This window comes from Mycobacterium sp. SMC-4 (genome assembly GCF_025263265.1).
GTDB lineage: Bacteria > Actinomycetota > Actinomycetes > Mycobacteriales > Mycobacteriaceae > Mycobacterium.
Map to the genome: position 1 here is coordinate 363,742 of NZ_CP079869.1, position 13,014 is coordinate 376,755.

Annotated in this window: 12 protein-coding genes; 7 read left to right on the forward strand and 5 right to left on the reverse strand. The window is 68.1% G+C overall.

The features are described 5' to 3' along the window. The first annotated feature begins 85 nt into the window (after positions 1-85). From KXD98_RS01750 to rfbA, 7 genes are all read left to right on the forward strand, one after another. Positions 86-1,723 carry a hypothetical protein gene (locus KXD98_RS01750; RefSeq protein ID WP_260761586.1) on the forward strand — a complete coding sequence of 546 codons (1,638 nt, stop codon included), beginning with the start codon at positions 86-88 and terminating at the stop codon, positions 1,721-1,723. 76 nt (positions 1,724-1,799) lie between these two features. Then, positions 1,800-3,122, forward strand: coding sequence for a UDP-glucose/GDP-mannose dehydrogenase family protein (locus KXD98_RS01755; protein ID WP_260761587.1), 1,323 nt, complete (start codon positions 1,800-1,802; stop codon positions 3,120-3,122). Next, complete coding sequence (locus KXD98_RS01760; RefSeq protein ID WP_260761588.1) at positions 3,119-3,442, forward strand: DUF1330 domain-containing protein; 324 nt, start codon at positions 3,119-3,121, stop codon at positions 3,440-3,442. The genes KXD98_RS01755 and KXD98_RS01760 overlap by 4 nt, the downstream gene beginning before the upstream one ends. Next, entirely contained in the window at positions 3,442-4,770 is a 1,329-nt protein-coding gene (locus KXD98_RS01765) for a cytochrome P450 (protein ID WP_260761589.1), read from the forward strand. The genes KXD98_RS01760 and KXD98_RS01765 overlap by 1 nt, the downstream gene beginning before the upstream one ends. Positions 4,771-4,772: 2 nt before the next feature. Continuing rightward, the gene (locus tag KXD98_RS01770; protein WP_260761590.1) at positions 4,773-5,519 is read left to right on the forward strand and encodes a maleylpyruvate isomerase family mycothiol-dependent enzyme; all 747 of its coding nucleotides are present in this window, start codon (positions 4,773-4,775) and stop codon (positions 5,517-5,519) included. Between the two features lie 21 nt (positions 5,520-5,540). Further along, positions 5,541-5,909 carry a nuclear transport factor 2 family protein gene (locus KXD98_RS01775; protein ID WP_260761591.1) on the forward strand — a complete coding sequence of 123 codons (369 nt, stop codon included), beginning with the start codon at positions 5,541-5,543 and terminating at the stop codon, positions 5,907-5,909. Next, positions 5,909-6,772, forward strand: coding sequence for a glucose-1-phosphate thymidylyltransferase RfbA (rfbA, locus tag KXD98_RS01780; protein WP_260761592.1), 864 nt, complete (start codon positions 5,909-5,911; stop codon positions 6,770-6,772). Before KXD98_RS01775 ends, rfbA begins: the two co-directional genes overlap by 1 nt. A gap of 1 nt (position 6,773) precedes the next feature. Here the strand turns inward: rfbA and KXD98_RS01785 are convergent, their stop codons facing one another. From KXD98_RS01785 to KXD98_RS01805, 5 genes are read right to left on the reverse strand one after another with little or no spacing between them, the layout of a single operon-like run. Continuing rightward, positions 6,774-8,873, reverse strand: coding sequence for a xanthine dehydrogenase family protein molybdopterin-binding subunit (locus KXD98_RS01785; RefSeq protein WP_260761593.1), 2,100 nt, complete (start codon positions 8,871-8,873; stop codon positions 6,774-6,776). Further along, positions 8,870-9,862 carry a xanthine dehydrogenase family protein subunit M gene (locus tag KXD98_RS01790; protein ID WP_260761594.1) on the reverse strand — a complete coding sequence of 331 codons (993 nt, stop codon included), beginning with the start codon at positions 9,860-9,862 and terminating at the stop codon, positions 8,870-8,872. The genes KXD98_RS01785 and KXD98_RS01790 overlap by 4 nt, the downstream gene beginning before the upstream one ends. Next, complete coding sequence (locus tag KXD98_RS01795; protein WP_260761595.1) at positions 9,859-10,380, reverse strand: 2Fe-2S iron-sulfur cluster-binding protein; 522 nt, start codon at positions 10,378-10,380, stop codon at positions 9,859-9,861. The genes KXD98_RS01790 and KXD98_RS01795 overlap by 4 nt, the downstream gene beginning before the upstream one ends. Before the next feature lie 41 nt (positions 10,381-10,421). After that, complete coding sequence (locus KXD98_RS01800; RefSeq protein ID WP_260761596.1) at positions 10,422-11,639, reverse strand: YibE/F family protein; 1,218 nt, start codon at positions 11,637-11,639, stop codon at positions 10,422-10,424. A 4-nt stretch (positions 11,640-11,643) separates the two neighbouring features. Beyond that, entirely contained in the window at positions 11,644-12,921 is a 1,278-nt protein-coding gene (locus KXD98_RS01805) for a pyridoxal phosphate-dependent aminotransferase (protein WP_260761597.1), read from the reverse strand. Positions 12,922-13,014 lie beyond the last annotated feature (93 nt).

Here is a 13,014-nt window from a genome sequence, read left to right on the forward strand (position 1 = left end):
CGATGAAGTAACAAGGTGTCGGCTCGCCAGGCGGCTTCCCGGCGCGCAGAACGTACAAGCGCAGCAAATGTTTTGGAGGGGTGGAGTGGACATCGTTCTGGGGGTGTCGATGACACCGACAGCGGTCCGCATGGTGCTGGTCGAAGGGCAGAGCGCTGACGGCGTCACCGTCGACAACGATGCGTTCGACGTCACGTCTGCCGACGTGTCGGCAAATGCCGCAGACCGTGTCGTCGCCGCCGTGCTGGGAACCCGGGAAAGCGCTGAGACCGGCGGGCATCGGCTGCACGCCATCGGCGTCGCATGGAGTGATCACGCCGAGGCCGCGCTGCTGCGCGACAAGCTGACCGCCCACGGCATCGACGACGTCATGCTGGTCTCCGAAGGCCACGCCGCCGCGTCGCTGGCCCAGGCCGCTGGGCGCGCCGTCGGCTACGACACCACCGCGCTGCTGTTCATCGATCGCGACACCGCGACGCTGTCGGTGGTGCAGACCGAGGACGGCTCGGTGGTCAAGGTGCTCAGCCGCAGCCTGCACAGCGCCGACGCGATGGCGGTACTCACCGAGATGGCCGAAGCCGTCGCGGCGCAGGAGGCCTCGCCGCAGGGATTGTTCGTCGTGGGCGCCGGCGTCGACGTCAGCTCGGTCAAAGCCCACCTTGAGCACCTGGTTTCGCTGCCGGTCAGTGCCCCCGAGGATGCCGAACTCGCGCTGGCGCGCGGAGCGGCACTGGCGTCGGCGGCTGCCCCGGCCTTCGAGGCCAGCACCGTGGGCTTGGCTTACTCGCAAGATCCCGACGACGGACCGACCGCCGGCTCGGCCTACGCCGGACTGGCCGGTGCCCAGACGCAGTTGGCCCCGGCCGGGGCAGACTCGCCTGTCGACGAGTTCGCGCTCACCGAGGTCCGCCCGGTCGACGAGGAACGCAAACCGTTCCTGCTGGTCGGCAGCGCGCTGTCGTCGGTCTTCGTCATCGGCGTGGTCGCCCTCGTCATTTCGTTGGCCGTCAGCATCCGCCCGACCGCCGACGAGCGGCCCAGCCCCGGCCAGACCGCCCTGATACCCAACAGCCAAGTCGCGCAGACGCCGCGACCGGCTCCACCCAACGAAGCCGTGCCACCGCCACCCGTGGAGCCGCCGCCGCCGGAGACGATCAGGGCGCCGGTTCCGGTCGTGCAGGAAGCGCCCAGGCCGGCACCCCCGCCACAGCAGGCGCCACGGACCGTGTTCGTCGAGAACGCGCCCGCACCGATCCCTGCCGCGCCGCCTCCTCCGGCTCCGGTGCCGGTCGCCCCGCCGCCGGTTCCCGCCCCCGTGGTCGCGCCGCCGGTGGTCGTGCCGCCGCCGGTGGTGGTCCCTCCGCCGCGGCAGTGGCCCCGATGGGTCCCGCCCAAGCCCACCCGCACGGTCGAGCCCACCCGGACCCGGCAGCCCTGGCAGCCGCCGTGGGACAACGGCGCCACTCAGGTGCCCACCCGGCCGCCGGTGCCGACCGTGCCGACGTTGCCGACCCAGACCGCGCAACCCACCGTCGTCCCGACGGTTCCCCAGACGCCGCAGTGGCCAGGTAGCGGATCGAGTTCGGCCGGCAACAGCCGCGGCGACAGCAGCCCCGGCCGGGGATCGCCGTCGCGTGGTGACTCGGGAACCCGGGTCCCCGGTGACATCAACGGCGACGGGTGTTTCCTGATCTTCTGCGCCCCCGGCGGCGGTCGCGGGTAACAACCGTCACCTGCCGTTGGCCTGACGCTCGGTGTCGGGTTGCAGCCAGGACACCGGCGCCGCTTAGAGAAGCGGTATGCGATGCACCGTCTTCGGCACCGGCTACCTCGGCGCCACCCACGCCGCCGGCATGGCCGAGTTGGGCCACCACGTCCTCGGCATCGACATCGACCCGGCCAAGATCGCCAAGCTGACCGCCGGTGAGGTGCCGTTCTACGAGCCCGGTCTGCCAGAAGTGTTGCAGCGCAACATCGAAGCCGGCCGGCTGCGGTTCGGCACCGACTATGCCGAAGCCGCCGACTTCGCCGACGTGCATTTCCTCGGCGTCGGCACGCCGCAGAAGAAGGGCGAGTACGGCGCCGATCTGCGTCACGTGCACTCCGTCATCGACACCCTGGCCCCGTTGCTGCGCCGCCCCTCGGTGATCGTCGGCAAGTCCACCGTCCCGGTCGGCACGGCCGCCGATCTGGCCCAGCGGGCCCGCGCCCTGGCCGACGTTGACGTCGAGGTGGCCTGGAACCCCGAGTTCCTGCGCGAGGGCCTCGCCGTGCACGACACCCTGCACCCGGACCGCATCGTCGTCGGCGTCGCGCCCGACTCGACCCTGGCCGAGGCCGCGCTGCGCGGACTGTACGCGCCACTGCTGGCCGACGGGGTCCCGTTCCTGGTCACCGACTGGCAGACCGCCGAACTGGTCAAGGTGTCGGCCAACGCGTTCCTGGCCACCAAGATCTCGTTCATCAACGCCATCGCCGAAGTGTGCGAGGCCGCCGACGCCGACGTCACCCTGCTCGCCGACGCGCTGGGCTACGACGCGCGCATCGGGCGCCGGTTCCTCAACGCGGGGCTCGGCTTCGGCGGCGGCTGCCTGCCCAAGGACATCCGCGCGTTCATGGCCCGCGCCGGCGAGCTCGGCGCCAACGAGGCCCTGACATTCCTGCGGGAGGTCGACAGCATCAACATGCGTCGCCGAACCCGGATGGTGGAGCTGGTGACCGCCGCATGCGGCGGATCCCTGCTCGGTGCCACCGTGGCCGTGCTGGGTGCGGCGTTCAAACCCGACTCCGACGACGTCCGAGACTCGCCGGCGCTCAACGTCGCCGGTCTGCTGCAACTGCACGGTGCCACCGTCACCGTCTACGACCCCCAGGCCATGGAGAACTCCCGGCGGCTGTTCCCGACCCTGAACTACGCGACCTCGGCGCTGGAAGCCTGCGAACGGGCCGACGCGGTCCTGGTGTTGACCGAGTGGGACGAGTTCGTCGACCTCGACCCGGCCGCACTGGAGTCGGTGGTACGAACGAAAGTTGTTGTCGACGGCCGCAATTGCCTTGATCTTCGACGCTGGCAGCAGGCCGGCTGGCGGGCCTATGCGCTGGGCCGTAACGTCGGGACGTGACCATCTATGCGCTGAACCTGTTCGACATCGCCGACCCCGACGAGTACCTCGCGTACTCCAAACGCTCGCCGGTCGAAGTCGCCAAACACGGCGGGCGGGTGGTCGCGCTGGGCCGGTTCCGGCAGTCCGTAACCGGCGAAATCGAACCCCGCTCGGTGCTGATCCTCGTCGAGTGGGACTCGCTGGAGGCGTTCACCAGTTACCGCGACGATCCAGACCTCGCTGACCTGCACGCCCACCGGCAGAACGGCTCCTCGTCCTACATCTGGCACCTGTTCGACCGGTTGGACGATCTGCGGCCCCTGCTTAAGCTCAAGTGATGGATGGTCTTCGACATCGGGTACGTTGGCTGGCTCTGCACGGAGTGATCCGGGGCATGTCCAAGGTCGGCGCGCGCCGCGACGGTGACCCGCAGGCCCGGCTGATCGCCGACCCGACCGTGCGGACCGACCCCGCCGGGTTCGCCGACGAACTGCGCGCCCGCGGACCGGTGGTGCGCTGCCGCGCGGTTCTGATGACCGCCGACCACCAGGTGGCCGGCGACCTGCTCAAATCCGACGACTTCGGGGTCTCCGCGCTGGGCTCCGGACTGCCGGCACCGCTGCGCTGGATCAACCGCAAACTCAACCCGGGTCTGCTGCACCCCATCGAACCGCCGTCGCTGCTGAGCATCGAACCACCCGACCACACCCGCTGTCGCAAACTGGTGTCCTCGGTGTTCACCCCCCGCGCGGTGGCCGCGCTGCGCGACCGGGTGCAGGACACCGCCGACCGCCTGCTCGACGATCTCGCCGGCCAGACCGGCGCTGTCGACATCGTCGCCGCGTACTGCTCGCAGTTGCCTGTCGCGGTGATCAGCGACATCCTCGGCGTCCCCGAGAAGGACCGCCAACAGATCCTGAAATTCGGCGAACTCGGAGCCCCCAGCCTGGACATCGGTCTGTCCTGGTCGCAGTACATGCAGGTGCACCGCGGCCTGGTCGGATTCAACGAGTGGCTCACCGGCCACCTCGCCGAGCTGCGCAGACACCCCGGCGACGATCTGATGAGCCAGCTCATCCAGGCCAGCCAGGATTCCGAGGAGTCGGCCCGGCTGTCCGAGCGCGAACTGCAGGCCACCGCCGGGCTGGTACTGGCCGCCGGTTTCGAGACCACGGTGAACCTGCTGGGCAACGGTATCCGCATGCTGCTGAAGCGCCCGCAGCACCTGCAGACCCTCGCCGCGCAGCCCGAGCTGTGGCCGACGGCGGTCGAGGAGATCCTGCGCCTGGACTCCCCGGTGCAGATGAGCGCCCGCATCGCCCGCCGTGACGTCGAGGTTGCCGGCACCGCCATCGGCCGCGGCGAACTGGTCATCATCTACCTGGCCGGAGCCAACCGTGATCCCGAGGTCTTCACCGACCCGCACACGATGGACCTGCACCGCGACAACGCCGGCCGGCACCTGTCGTTCTCCGGTGGACGGCACTTCTGCCTGGGGGCGGCCCTGGCGCGCGCCGAGGGCGAAGTCGGCCTGCGTACCTTCTTCGAGCGCTTCCCCGACGCCCGGCTGGCCGGCGACGGCAGCCGGCGCGACACCCGGGTGCTGCGCGGCTGGGCAACATTGCCGATCAGCCTTGGGGCGGCGCGGGCCGCGCTAGGTTCGTAGAGGTGGACTTCCGAGCAGCCCTGCTCGAGCAGACTCGAGCCTTCGGTGACCTGATCCGGTCGGGAGACCCGGCCACGCCCGTCCCCACCTGCGGTGAGTGGAGTCTCAAACAGCTCTTCCGGCACGTCGGGCGCGGAAATCGTTGGGCCGCACAGATCATCACCCACCGACGCAACGAACCGCTGGATGCGCGTGACGTGCTCGACGGCCGACCACCTGATGACCTCGACGGCGCACTGGAATGGTTGCACCAGGGCGCGCAGTTGATCATCGACGCCGTCGACCGCGTCAGCAGCGACACCCGGGTATGGACGTTCGTCGGCCCCCGCCCCGCCGGGTGGTGGCTGCGCCGCCGGTTGCACGAGACCGTCGTGCACACCGCCGATGCGGCGCTGGCCTTGGGTGCCGACTTCGACATCGCACCTGAACTGGCCGCCGACTGCCTGTCCGAATGGATCGAACTGGCATGCGTGGACAAGCGCCACGCGCCGGCGCTGGACCGGGGCCTGACGATCCATCTGCACGCCACCGACGAGCAACTCGGACCGACCGGCGAGTGGACCATCGCCCATGACGACGACGGCCTGTGGTGGTCGCACAACCACGGCAAGGGCAGCGTCGCGCTACGCGGACCCGCCAAGGATCTGCTGCTGGCGGCAACGCGGCGCCGGTCGGCCGCCGAGGCCGGGCTGAACGTGTTCGGTGACGAGACAGTCTGGGACAGCTGGCTGCAACGCACCCCGTTCTGAAAGTGAAGTAACTTCAACGAGATGACGACAACTGAGATGGCCACCGTCCTCGCGTGGCACGACGCACTCAATGCCGGTGACATCGACACCCTGCTCGAACTGTCCACCCTGGACATCGACATCGGCGATGCCGACGGGGCCGCCCAGGGTCAGGCCGCGTTGCAGGAATGGGCCCAATCGGTCGACGCGCGGATCGAACCCGGCCGGATGTACATCCGAGACGGCGTCGTCGTCGCCGAGCAGGAGATCGTGTCGGCGACCGGGGAAACCGCGTCGGCCGCATCGGCGTTTCGGGTGATAGACGACAACGTCGCGTCGGTGTTCCGGCACGACGACCTCGCCTCCGCGATGGCTGCAACCGGGCTGACCGAGGAGGACCTGACCGGCTGATGCGCGGAATCATCCTGGCGGGCGGTTCGGGCACCCGGCTGTACCCGATCACGATGGGTACCAGCAAGCAGCTGCTTCCGGTCTACGACAAGCCGCTGATCTACTACCCGCTGTCCACCCTGATCATGGCCGGCATCCGCGACATCCAGGTCATCACCACCGATTTCGATGCCCCCGCCTTCCACCGTCTGCTCGGTGACGGCTCCCATCTGGGGATCAACCTCAGCTACGCGGTGCAGGCCGAGCCCGAAGGCCTGGCCCAGGCATTCATCATCGGCGCCGACCATATCGGTAGCGACTCGGTGGCGTTGGTGCTGGGCGACAATGTGTTTTATGGTCCCGGCCTGGGGACCAGTCTGGCACGGTTCCAAAACATCAGGGGCGGAACGATTTTCGCCTATCGGGTGGCCGACCCCAGCGCCTACGGGGTCATCGAGTTCGCTGCTGACGGCACCGCTTTGTCATTGGAAGAGAAGCCCGCCACGCCCAAGTCGCACTACGCGGTGCCGGGACTGTACTTCTACGACAACGACGTCGTGGAGATTGCGCGGTCGCTGCGCAAGTCCGCCCGCGGTGAGTACGAGATCACCGAGATCAACCAGACCTACCTCAACCAGGGCCGGCTGCGCGTGGAGGTGCTGGCCCGCGGCACCGCATGGCTGGACACCGGAACCTTCGATTCCCTGCTGGACGCCAGCGATTTCGTCCGCACCATCGAGCGCCGACAAGGCTTGAAGATCAGCGTCCCCGAAGAAGCGGCATGGCGCGTGGGATTCATCGACGACGCAGCTCTGGAAACCCGAGCCAGGAAGCTGCTCAAATCGGGCTACGGCGCCTATCTGCTGGAACTGCTGCAGCGGTGATTCAGGTCAGGCCGGCCAGCACCTTGTCCAGGGTCACCGGCAGATCCCGCACCCGCACCCCGGTGGCGTGATAGACAGCGTTGACCACTGCGGCCGCCGACCCGACGATGCCGATCTCACCGGCGCCCCGCGAGCCCATCGGGTTGAAGTGCTCGTCGGCCTCATCCAGCCAGATCGCGTCGATGTCAACGACATCGGCGTGCGCACTGATGTGATAGGTGGCCAAATCCTGCGTCACGACGTGGCCGAAGCGGGCATCGCGCACGCTGTCTTCGTGCAGCGCCATCGACAGCCCCATCGTCATCCCGCCGATCAGCTGTGACCGCAGCGTGGTCGGGTTGATCGCCCGGCCGATGGAGAACACCCCCAGCATCCTCGGTATCCGAACCTCGCCGGTGTGCCGGTTGACCTGCGCCTCGACGAAGTGCGCGCCGAACGACTGGACGACGACGTCGTCGGCGTCGGGGTCGGGCGCTTCGGCCAGCGTGCTGGCGCCGAGGGTGGGGGGATCGCCGTGGTCGCGCCGGAACTGGCGCGTCGCCTCGACGATCGCTGACCCCCAGGACGTGATTCCCGACGAACCGCCGGCCACCGAGGCCGCTGGAAGGTCGGTGTCACCGATGTGCAGGTCCACCGCGTTGCTGTCGCAGCCCAGTGCATCGGCGGCGATCTGCGTCAACGCGGTCCAGGTTCCGGTGCCGATGTCTGCGGCACCGATCTGCACCTCGTAGCGTCCCTCGGCGATGTAGGTGACGCGAGCCGCGTTGCCGGGCATCGCCATCCCCGGGTAGGTCGCCGAGGCCACGCCGGTGCCGGTGAGCCACTCGCCGTGCACCCGGACACCCGGTTGCGGGTCGCGCTGTGCCCAGCCGAATCGCTGTGCGCCCAGCTGCAGGCACTCGACCAGATGACGACCAGACCATGGCTTACCCGACTCCGGATCGACCTCCGGATCGTTGCGGATGCGCACCTCGATCGGATCGAGGCCGGCGGCCACCGCCAACTCGTCCATCGCCACCTCCGCGGCGTAGGTGCCCGGGCACTCCCCGGGTGCGCGCATCCAGAACGGAACGGGCACGTCCAAGGCGGCCAGCCGATGGGTGGTGCGGCGGTTCGGCGAGGCGTACATCTTGCGTGACGTCACAGCCGTCTGCTCCGCGAATTCCTTGACCGCAGAGGTTTGTTCGACAACCTCGTGGACCAGCGCGGTGAGGCGGCCGTCCCGGCCTGCACCCAATCGCACCCGCTGGATGGTCGGCGTGCGATAACCCACCAGCGAGAACATCTGTTGGCGGGTGAGCGCCAACTTGACCGGCCGGCCACTGCAGCGCTGCGCGGCCAGCAGGGCGAGCACATTATGCGCGTGCGGCGCGCCCTTGCTGCCGAATCCGCCACCGACATGTGGCGCGATGATGCGCAACTGCTCGGGCTGCAGTCCCAGGATCGGTGCCAGTGCCTTGCGTGCGGCGTGCACCCCTTGAGTCGAGTCGTACATCGTGACCGCGTCTAGGCCGTCCGGCCTCGTCCATGTGACGATGCAGGCGTGCGGCTCCATCGGGTTGTTGTGCTCGATCGGCGTGGTGTAGGTCTGGTCCACTGTGACCGCCGCCAGGGCCAACGCGGTCGCGACATCACCGTCGTCGGTGTCGGGTGGGTAGGACGGATTGACCGACTCTGGGGCGTAGAGCCCGGGATGGTCCTTGGTGAGCTGGGCATCGTGCGATTCTACGCGATAGTGCACTGTCACCAAAGAGGCTGCGTGTCTGGCGATTTCGGCAGTCTCGGCGACGACACCGCCGATGATCTGGCCCCGGAAGTGCACGCGATCGTCCTGCAGGATCGACAACTCACCGTCGGAGGCGTCCGCCAGCGCCGGCGCGTCGAAGACTGTCAGCACGTCGAGCACCCCCTCGGCTCCACGAGCTGCTTCGGTGTGCATCGCGGTGACCCGGCCGCGGGCGATGGTGGCCTGGATCGGATGCAGATACGCCGGGTTGTCGACACGGTGCTCGAAGGCGTAGCGCGCGGTGCCGGTGACCTTGGCCCGGCCTTCACGGCGTGCCCGCGGGGTTCCGATGGCGTGCGGTTTGAGCAGGGTCATCGCCGGCTCCGCTCGGCCAACATGCGCAAGTGCGCGGTGAGGGTGCGCCGCGCCAGATCGATCTTGAACTCGTTGCCGGGCAACGGTTGCGCATCGGCCAGCTCGGCATCTGCTGCGGTAGCCCATGACTCGTCGCCGACCGCACCGCCGACCAGAGCATTCTCGGCGCGGTGCGCGCGCCACGGCCGGTGCGCGACACCGCCCAGGGCGATGCGGGCCGATGCGACCCGGTCGCCGTCGAGGCGAATCTCGGCGGCCACCGATACCAACGCGAACGCGAAGGACGCGCGGTCGCGAACCTTGCGGTAGTCCGAGACCGATCTTGTTGTGGGCGGGGGCAGTTCGACGGCGGTGATCAACTCACCGTGGCGCAACTCGGTGTCGCGGTGGGGTTGGTCACCGGGCAGTCGGTAGAACTCTGCTATCGGTATACGGCGCGCTCCGTCGACACCCTCGACCAGGATGGTCGCCTCCAGGGCGGTCATCGCGACCGCCATGTCCGATGGGTGCGTGGCGATGCAATGCGGCGATGCCCCCAAAATTGCGTGATACCGAACGTAGCCGCCGATCGCCGAGCATCCGGTGCCCGGCTCGCGCTTGTTGCACGGGGTGGTGACGTCCTGAAAGTAGACACATCGGGTGCGCTGCAGCAGATTGCCGGCAGTTGTGGCCGAATTGCGCAGCTGCGCCGACGCTGCGGACAGTAGTGCGCGGGCCAGCATCGGATAACGCGACCGGATCACCGGATGGGCGGCCAGGTCGCTGTTGCGCACATTGGCACCGACGCGCACGCCACCTTCGTCGGTGCTTTCGATGTCGGTGAGCTGCAGGCGGCTGACGTCGACGAGGAGGTCAGGCTGGGCCACGCCGAGTTTCATGTGGTCGACGAGGTTGGTTCCGCCGGCCAGGTAGGCAGCCTCGGGGTGACGGGTCAGGGTGGCCACGGCGTCGGCCGGGCTGGTGGCGACGTGATAAGCGAAGGGCTTCATGGGCTTGCCGCGCTGGCGATGGCGGCCACGATGTTCGGGTAGGCCGCGCACCGGCAGAGGTTGCCGTTCATCCGCTCGCGGATCTCGTCGTCGGTCAGCTCCGGACTGGCTTCGAGGTCGTCGGCGAGGACGCTCGGCGCGCCGGATTTCAGCTCGTCCAACATGCCGACGGCCGAACAGATCTGGCCCGGCGTGCAGTACCCGCACTGGAAGGCGTCCTCGTCATGAAACGCTTGGGCGACCGGGTGCAGATGCTCCGGCTCACCGAGGCCGGCCGCGGTCGTCAGATCGGCACCGTCGGCGGCCACCACGAACGTCAGGCAGCTGGTCACCCGACGACCGGCGACGAGCACGGTGCACGACCCGCACTGGCCGTGGTCGCACCCCTTCTTGGGTGCGGTGGCGCCGATGAGCTCGCGCAGCGCGTCGAGCAGGGTGACCCGGTTGTCGACGACCAGTCGGTGAGGTTGGCCGTCGACGACCAACGACACCTCGGATCTGTGCTCGGGCGCGCTCACCGGGCCCGGATACCCGGGGCCCCGGCAGTCAAACGCGCAACTCAGTTCCGCGGGGTCGCGAGCACCGCGGCGATGCCGGTGGTCAGCGGCACCGACAGCGCCAACGCGATGCCGCCGACCGCCGAACGTGCGATCTCGATGGCCACGCTCTCGCTGATCAGCACGTCACCCAGCGAGCGGTTCGCGACGCTGAACAACAGCAGCAGCGGCAATGCACTGCCGGCGTAGGCCAACACCAGGGTGTAGACCGTGCTGGCGATATGGTCGCGGCCGACCCGCATCGCGCCGGTGAACACCACCCGACGGCTCGCGCGCTCCAGCCCGGCCAGCTCGAACACCGTGGACGCCTGGGTCACGGTGACGTCGTTGAGCACGCCGAGCGAGCCGATGATGAACCCGGCCAGCAGCAGCCCGGTGATCGACACGTTGCCCATATAGGCAGCGACCTGATTGTTCTGATCCTCCGACAACCCGGTCAGGTGGGCCAGTTCGATGGCCACCCACGACAATCCGGCGGCCAGCACCATCGAGGCCAACGTGCCCAGCAGCGCGGCACTGGTGCGCAGACTCACGCCGTGGGCCAGATAGAGCACCGCATAGAGAATGGCCGCGGACGCCACCAGAGCCACGGGTATCGCCGGCGCACCGTCGCGCAATGCCGGCAACAGGAACACCACCAGGACCGCGAACGCGACGACGATACCGATCAGCGCCCGCAGTCCGCGCCACCTCGCCACCGCCACCACGATGACCGCGAAGGCCGCTGCCAGCACCACGAGGGGCCAAGTGCGCTGATAGTCGTAGAACGAATAGGTGGTGGTCCCGGTCTGGTCGACCTGTCTGCTGATGCGGATGTCGTCCCCGGCGACCAACCGCGGCTGGCCACCGCCACCGCTGAACTCCAACAGCGTCCGGGCGCCCTGGTTGGGGCCGGACTCGATCGCCACCAGGGTCTGGACACATTCGGCGATGCCCTCGCGGGCGGGCAACGGATCACCGGTCAGTACGGCGCCGACCGAGGGACTGCCGCAGGTGGCGGTGGTGGAGGACAGTACCCGCCCGGACTCCGTGGTGACCGCGCCTCCGGCGGCATTCTGGAAGGGCAGGGGGATCTCGGCCTGCTGACCGCTGGGCCACAGCAGAGCGGCCCCGGCGATCACCGCGATACCGCACGCCACCAGCAGTCCGACCACGATCTTGGCGGCCAACGGCCCCAGCGGGGAGGGCCCGTTCAGTGAATGGGAATGACTGTGTGCCACACGCTCACTGCCGATAGCTGACCAGGAAGTTGCCCAGCCGTTCGATAGCGTTGGTCAGGTCACGCGCCCACGGAAGCGTCACGATGCGCAGATGATCCGGTGTGGGCCAATTGAACCCGGTGCCCTGCACGACCAGGATCTTCTCCTGCAGCAGCAGGTCCAACACCAGCTGCTCATCGTCGACGATGTCATACACCTCCGGATCCAGACGCGGGAATGCATACAGCGCACCTTGAGGCTTCACGCAGGAGACCCCGGGGATCTCGTTGAGTTTCTCCCAGGCGACGTCACGTTGCTCGAGCAGCCTACCGCCAGGCAGGACCAGGTCTTCGATGCTCTGATGGCCACCGAGAGCGACCTGAATCGCATGCTGGGCAGGAACATTCGGGCACAGCCGCATGTTGGCCAGCAAGCTGATGCCCTCGATGAAGCTGGAGGCGTGCTCTTTGGGGCCGGTGATCACCAGCCAGCCCGACCGGTAGCCGGCCACCCGGTAGGCCTTGGACAGACCGTTGAACGTCAGCGTCAGTACATCCGGGGCGACCGAGGCCATCGAGATGTGCTCGGCGTCGTCATAGAGGATCTTGTCGTAGATCTCGTCGGCCAGCAGCAACAGTTGGTGCTCACGTGCGAGATCGGCGATCCGCTCCAGGGTTTCGCGGCTGTACACCGCGCCGGTCGGGTTGTTCGGGTTGATCACCACGATCGCTTTGGTGCGTTCGGTGATCTTCGATTCGATGTCGGCGACATCGGGATTCCAGCCCTGGGTCTCGTCACACAGGTAGTGCACCGGCGTTCCGCCGGCCAGCGATGTGCACGCCGTCCACAGCGGATAGTCCGGAGCGGGGATGAGCACCTGGTCGCCGTTGTCAAGCAGCGCTTGCAGGGTCATCTGGATCAGCTCGGAGGCACCGTTGCCGAGGTAGACGTCGTCGATGTCGAAACGTGGGAATCCCTCGACGAGTTCGTAGCGGGTGAACACCGCGCGGCGTGCGCTGACGATGCCCTTGGAGTCGGAGTACCCCTGCGCGTACGGCAGGGCCGCGATGATGTCGCGCATGATCACATCGGGGGCCTCGAAACCGAACGGGGCCGGGTTGCCGATGTTGAGCTTGAGGATGCGGTGCCCTTCGGCTTCCAGCCGTGAGGCGTGTTCGTGTACGGGACCGCGGATCTCGTAGAGAACGTCCTGCAGCTTGGAAGACTGCGTGAACTCGCGCTGGCGGGTGTGTTGGCCACTGCCCGTGTGCCAGGGCACCTGATGGGTACTCACGTCACCCATGATTGCACCGCCGTCCAGTGATATATGAAACCGAGAGTGCATCCACGGTCGTCGACCGTCACCGCTAGCGACCGTGAATGCACTCTCGTGTGA

Coding starts and splice junctions, on each gene's coding strand:
- KXD98_RS01790 (WP_260761594.1), bottom strand. CDS start 9,862: ATGAAGCCCTTCGCTTATCACGTCGCCACCAGCCCGGCCGACGCCGTG.
- KXD98_RS01755 (WP_260761587.1), top strand. CDS start 1,800: ATGCGATGCACCGTCTTCGGCACCGGCTACCTCGGCGCCACCCACGCC.
- KXD98_RS01765 (WP_260761589.1), top strand. CDS start 3,442: ATGGATGGTCTTCGACATCGGGTACGTTGGCTGGCTCTGCACGGAGTG.
- KXD98_RS01775 (WP_260761591.1), top strand. CDS start 5,541: ATGACGACAACTGAGATGGCCACCGTCCTCGCGTGGCACGACGCACTC.
- KXD98_RS01785 (WP_260761593.1), bottom strand. CDS start 8,873: ATGACCCTGCTCAAACCGCACGCCATCGGAACCCCGCGGGCACGCCGT.
- rfbA (WP_260761592.1), top strand. CDS start 5,909: ATGCGCGGAATCATCCTGGCGGGCGGTTCGGGCACCCGGCTGTACCCG.
- KXD98_RS01805 (WP_260761597.1), bottom strand. CDS start 12,921: ATGGGTGACGTGAGTACCCATCAGGTGCCCTGGCACACGGGCAGTGGC.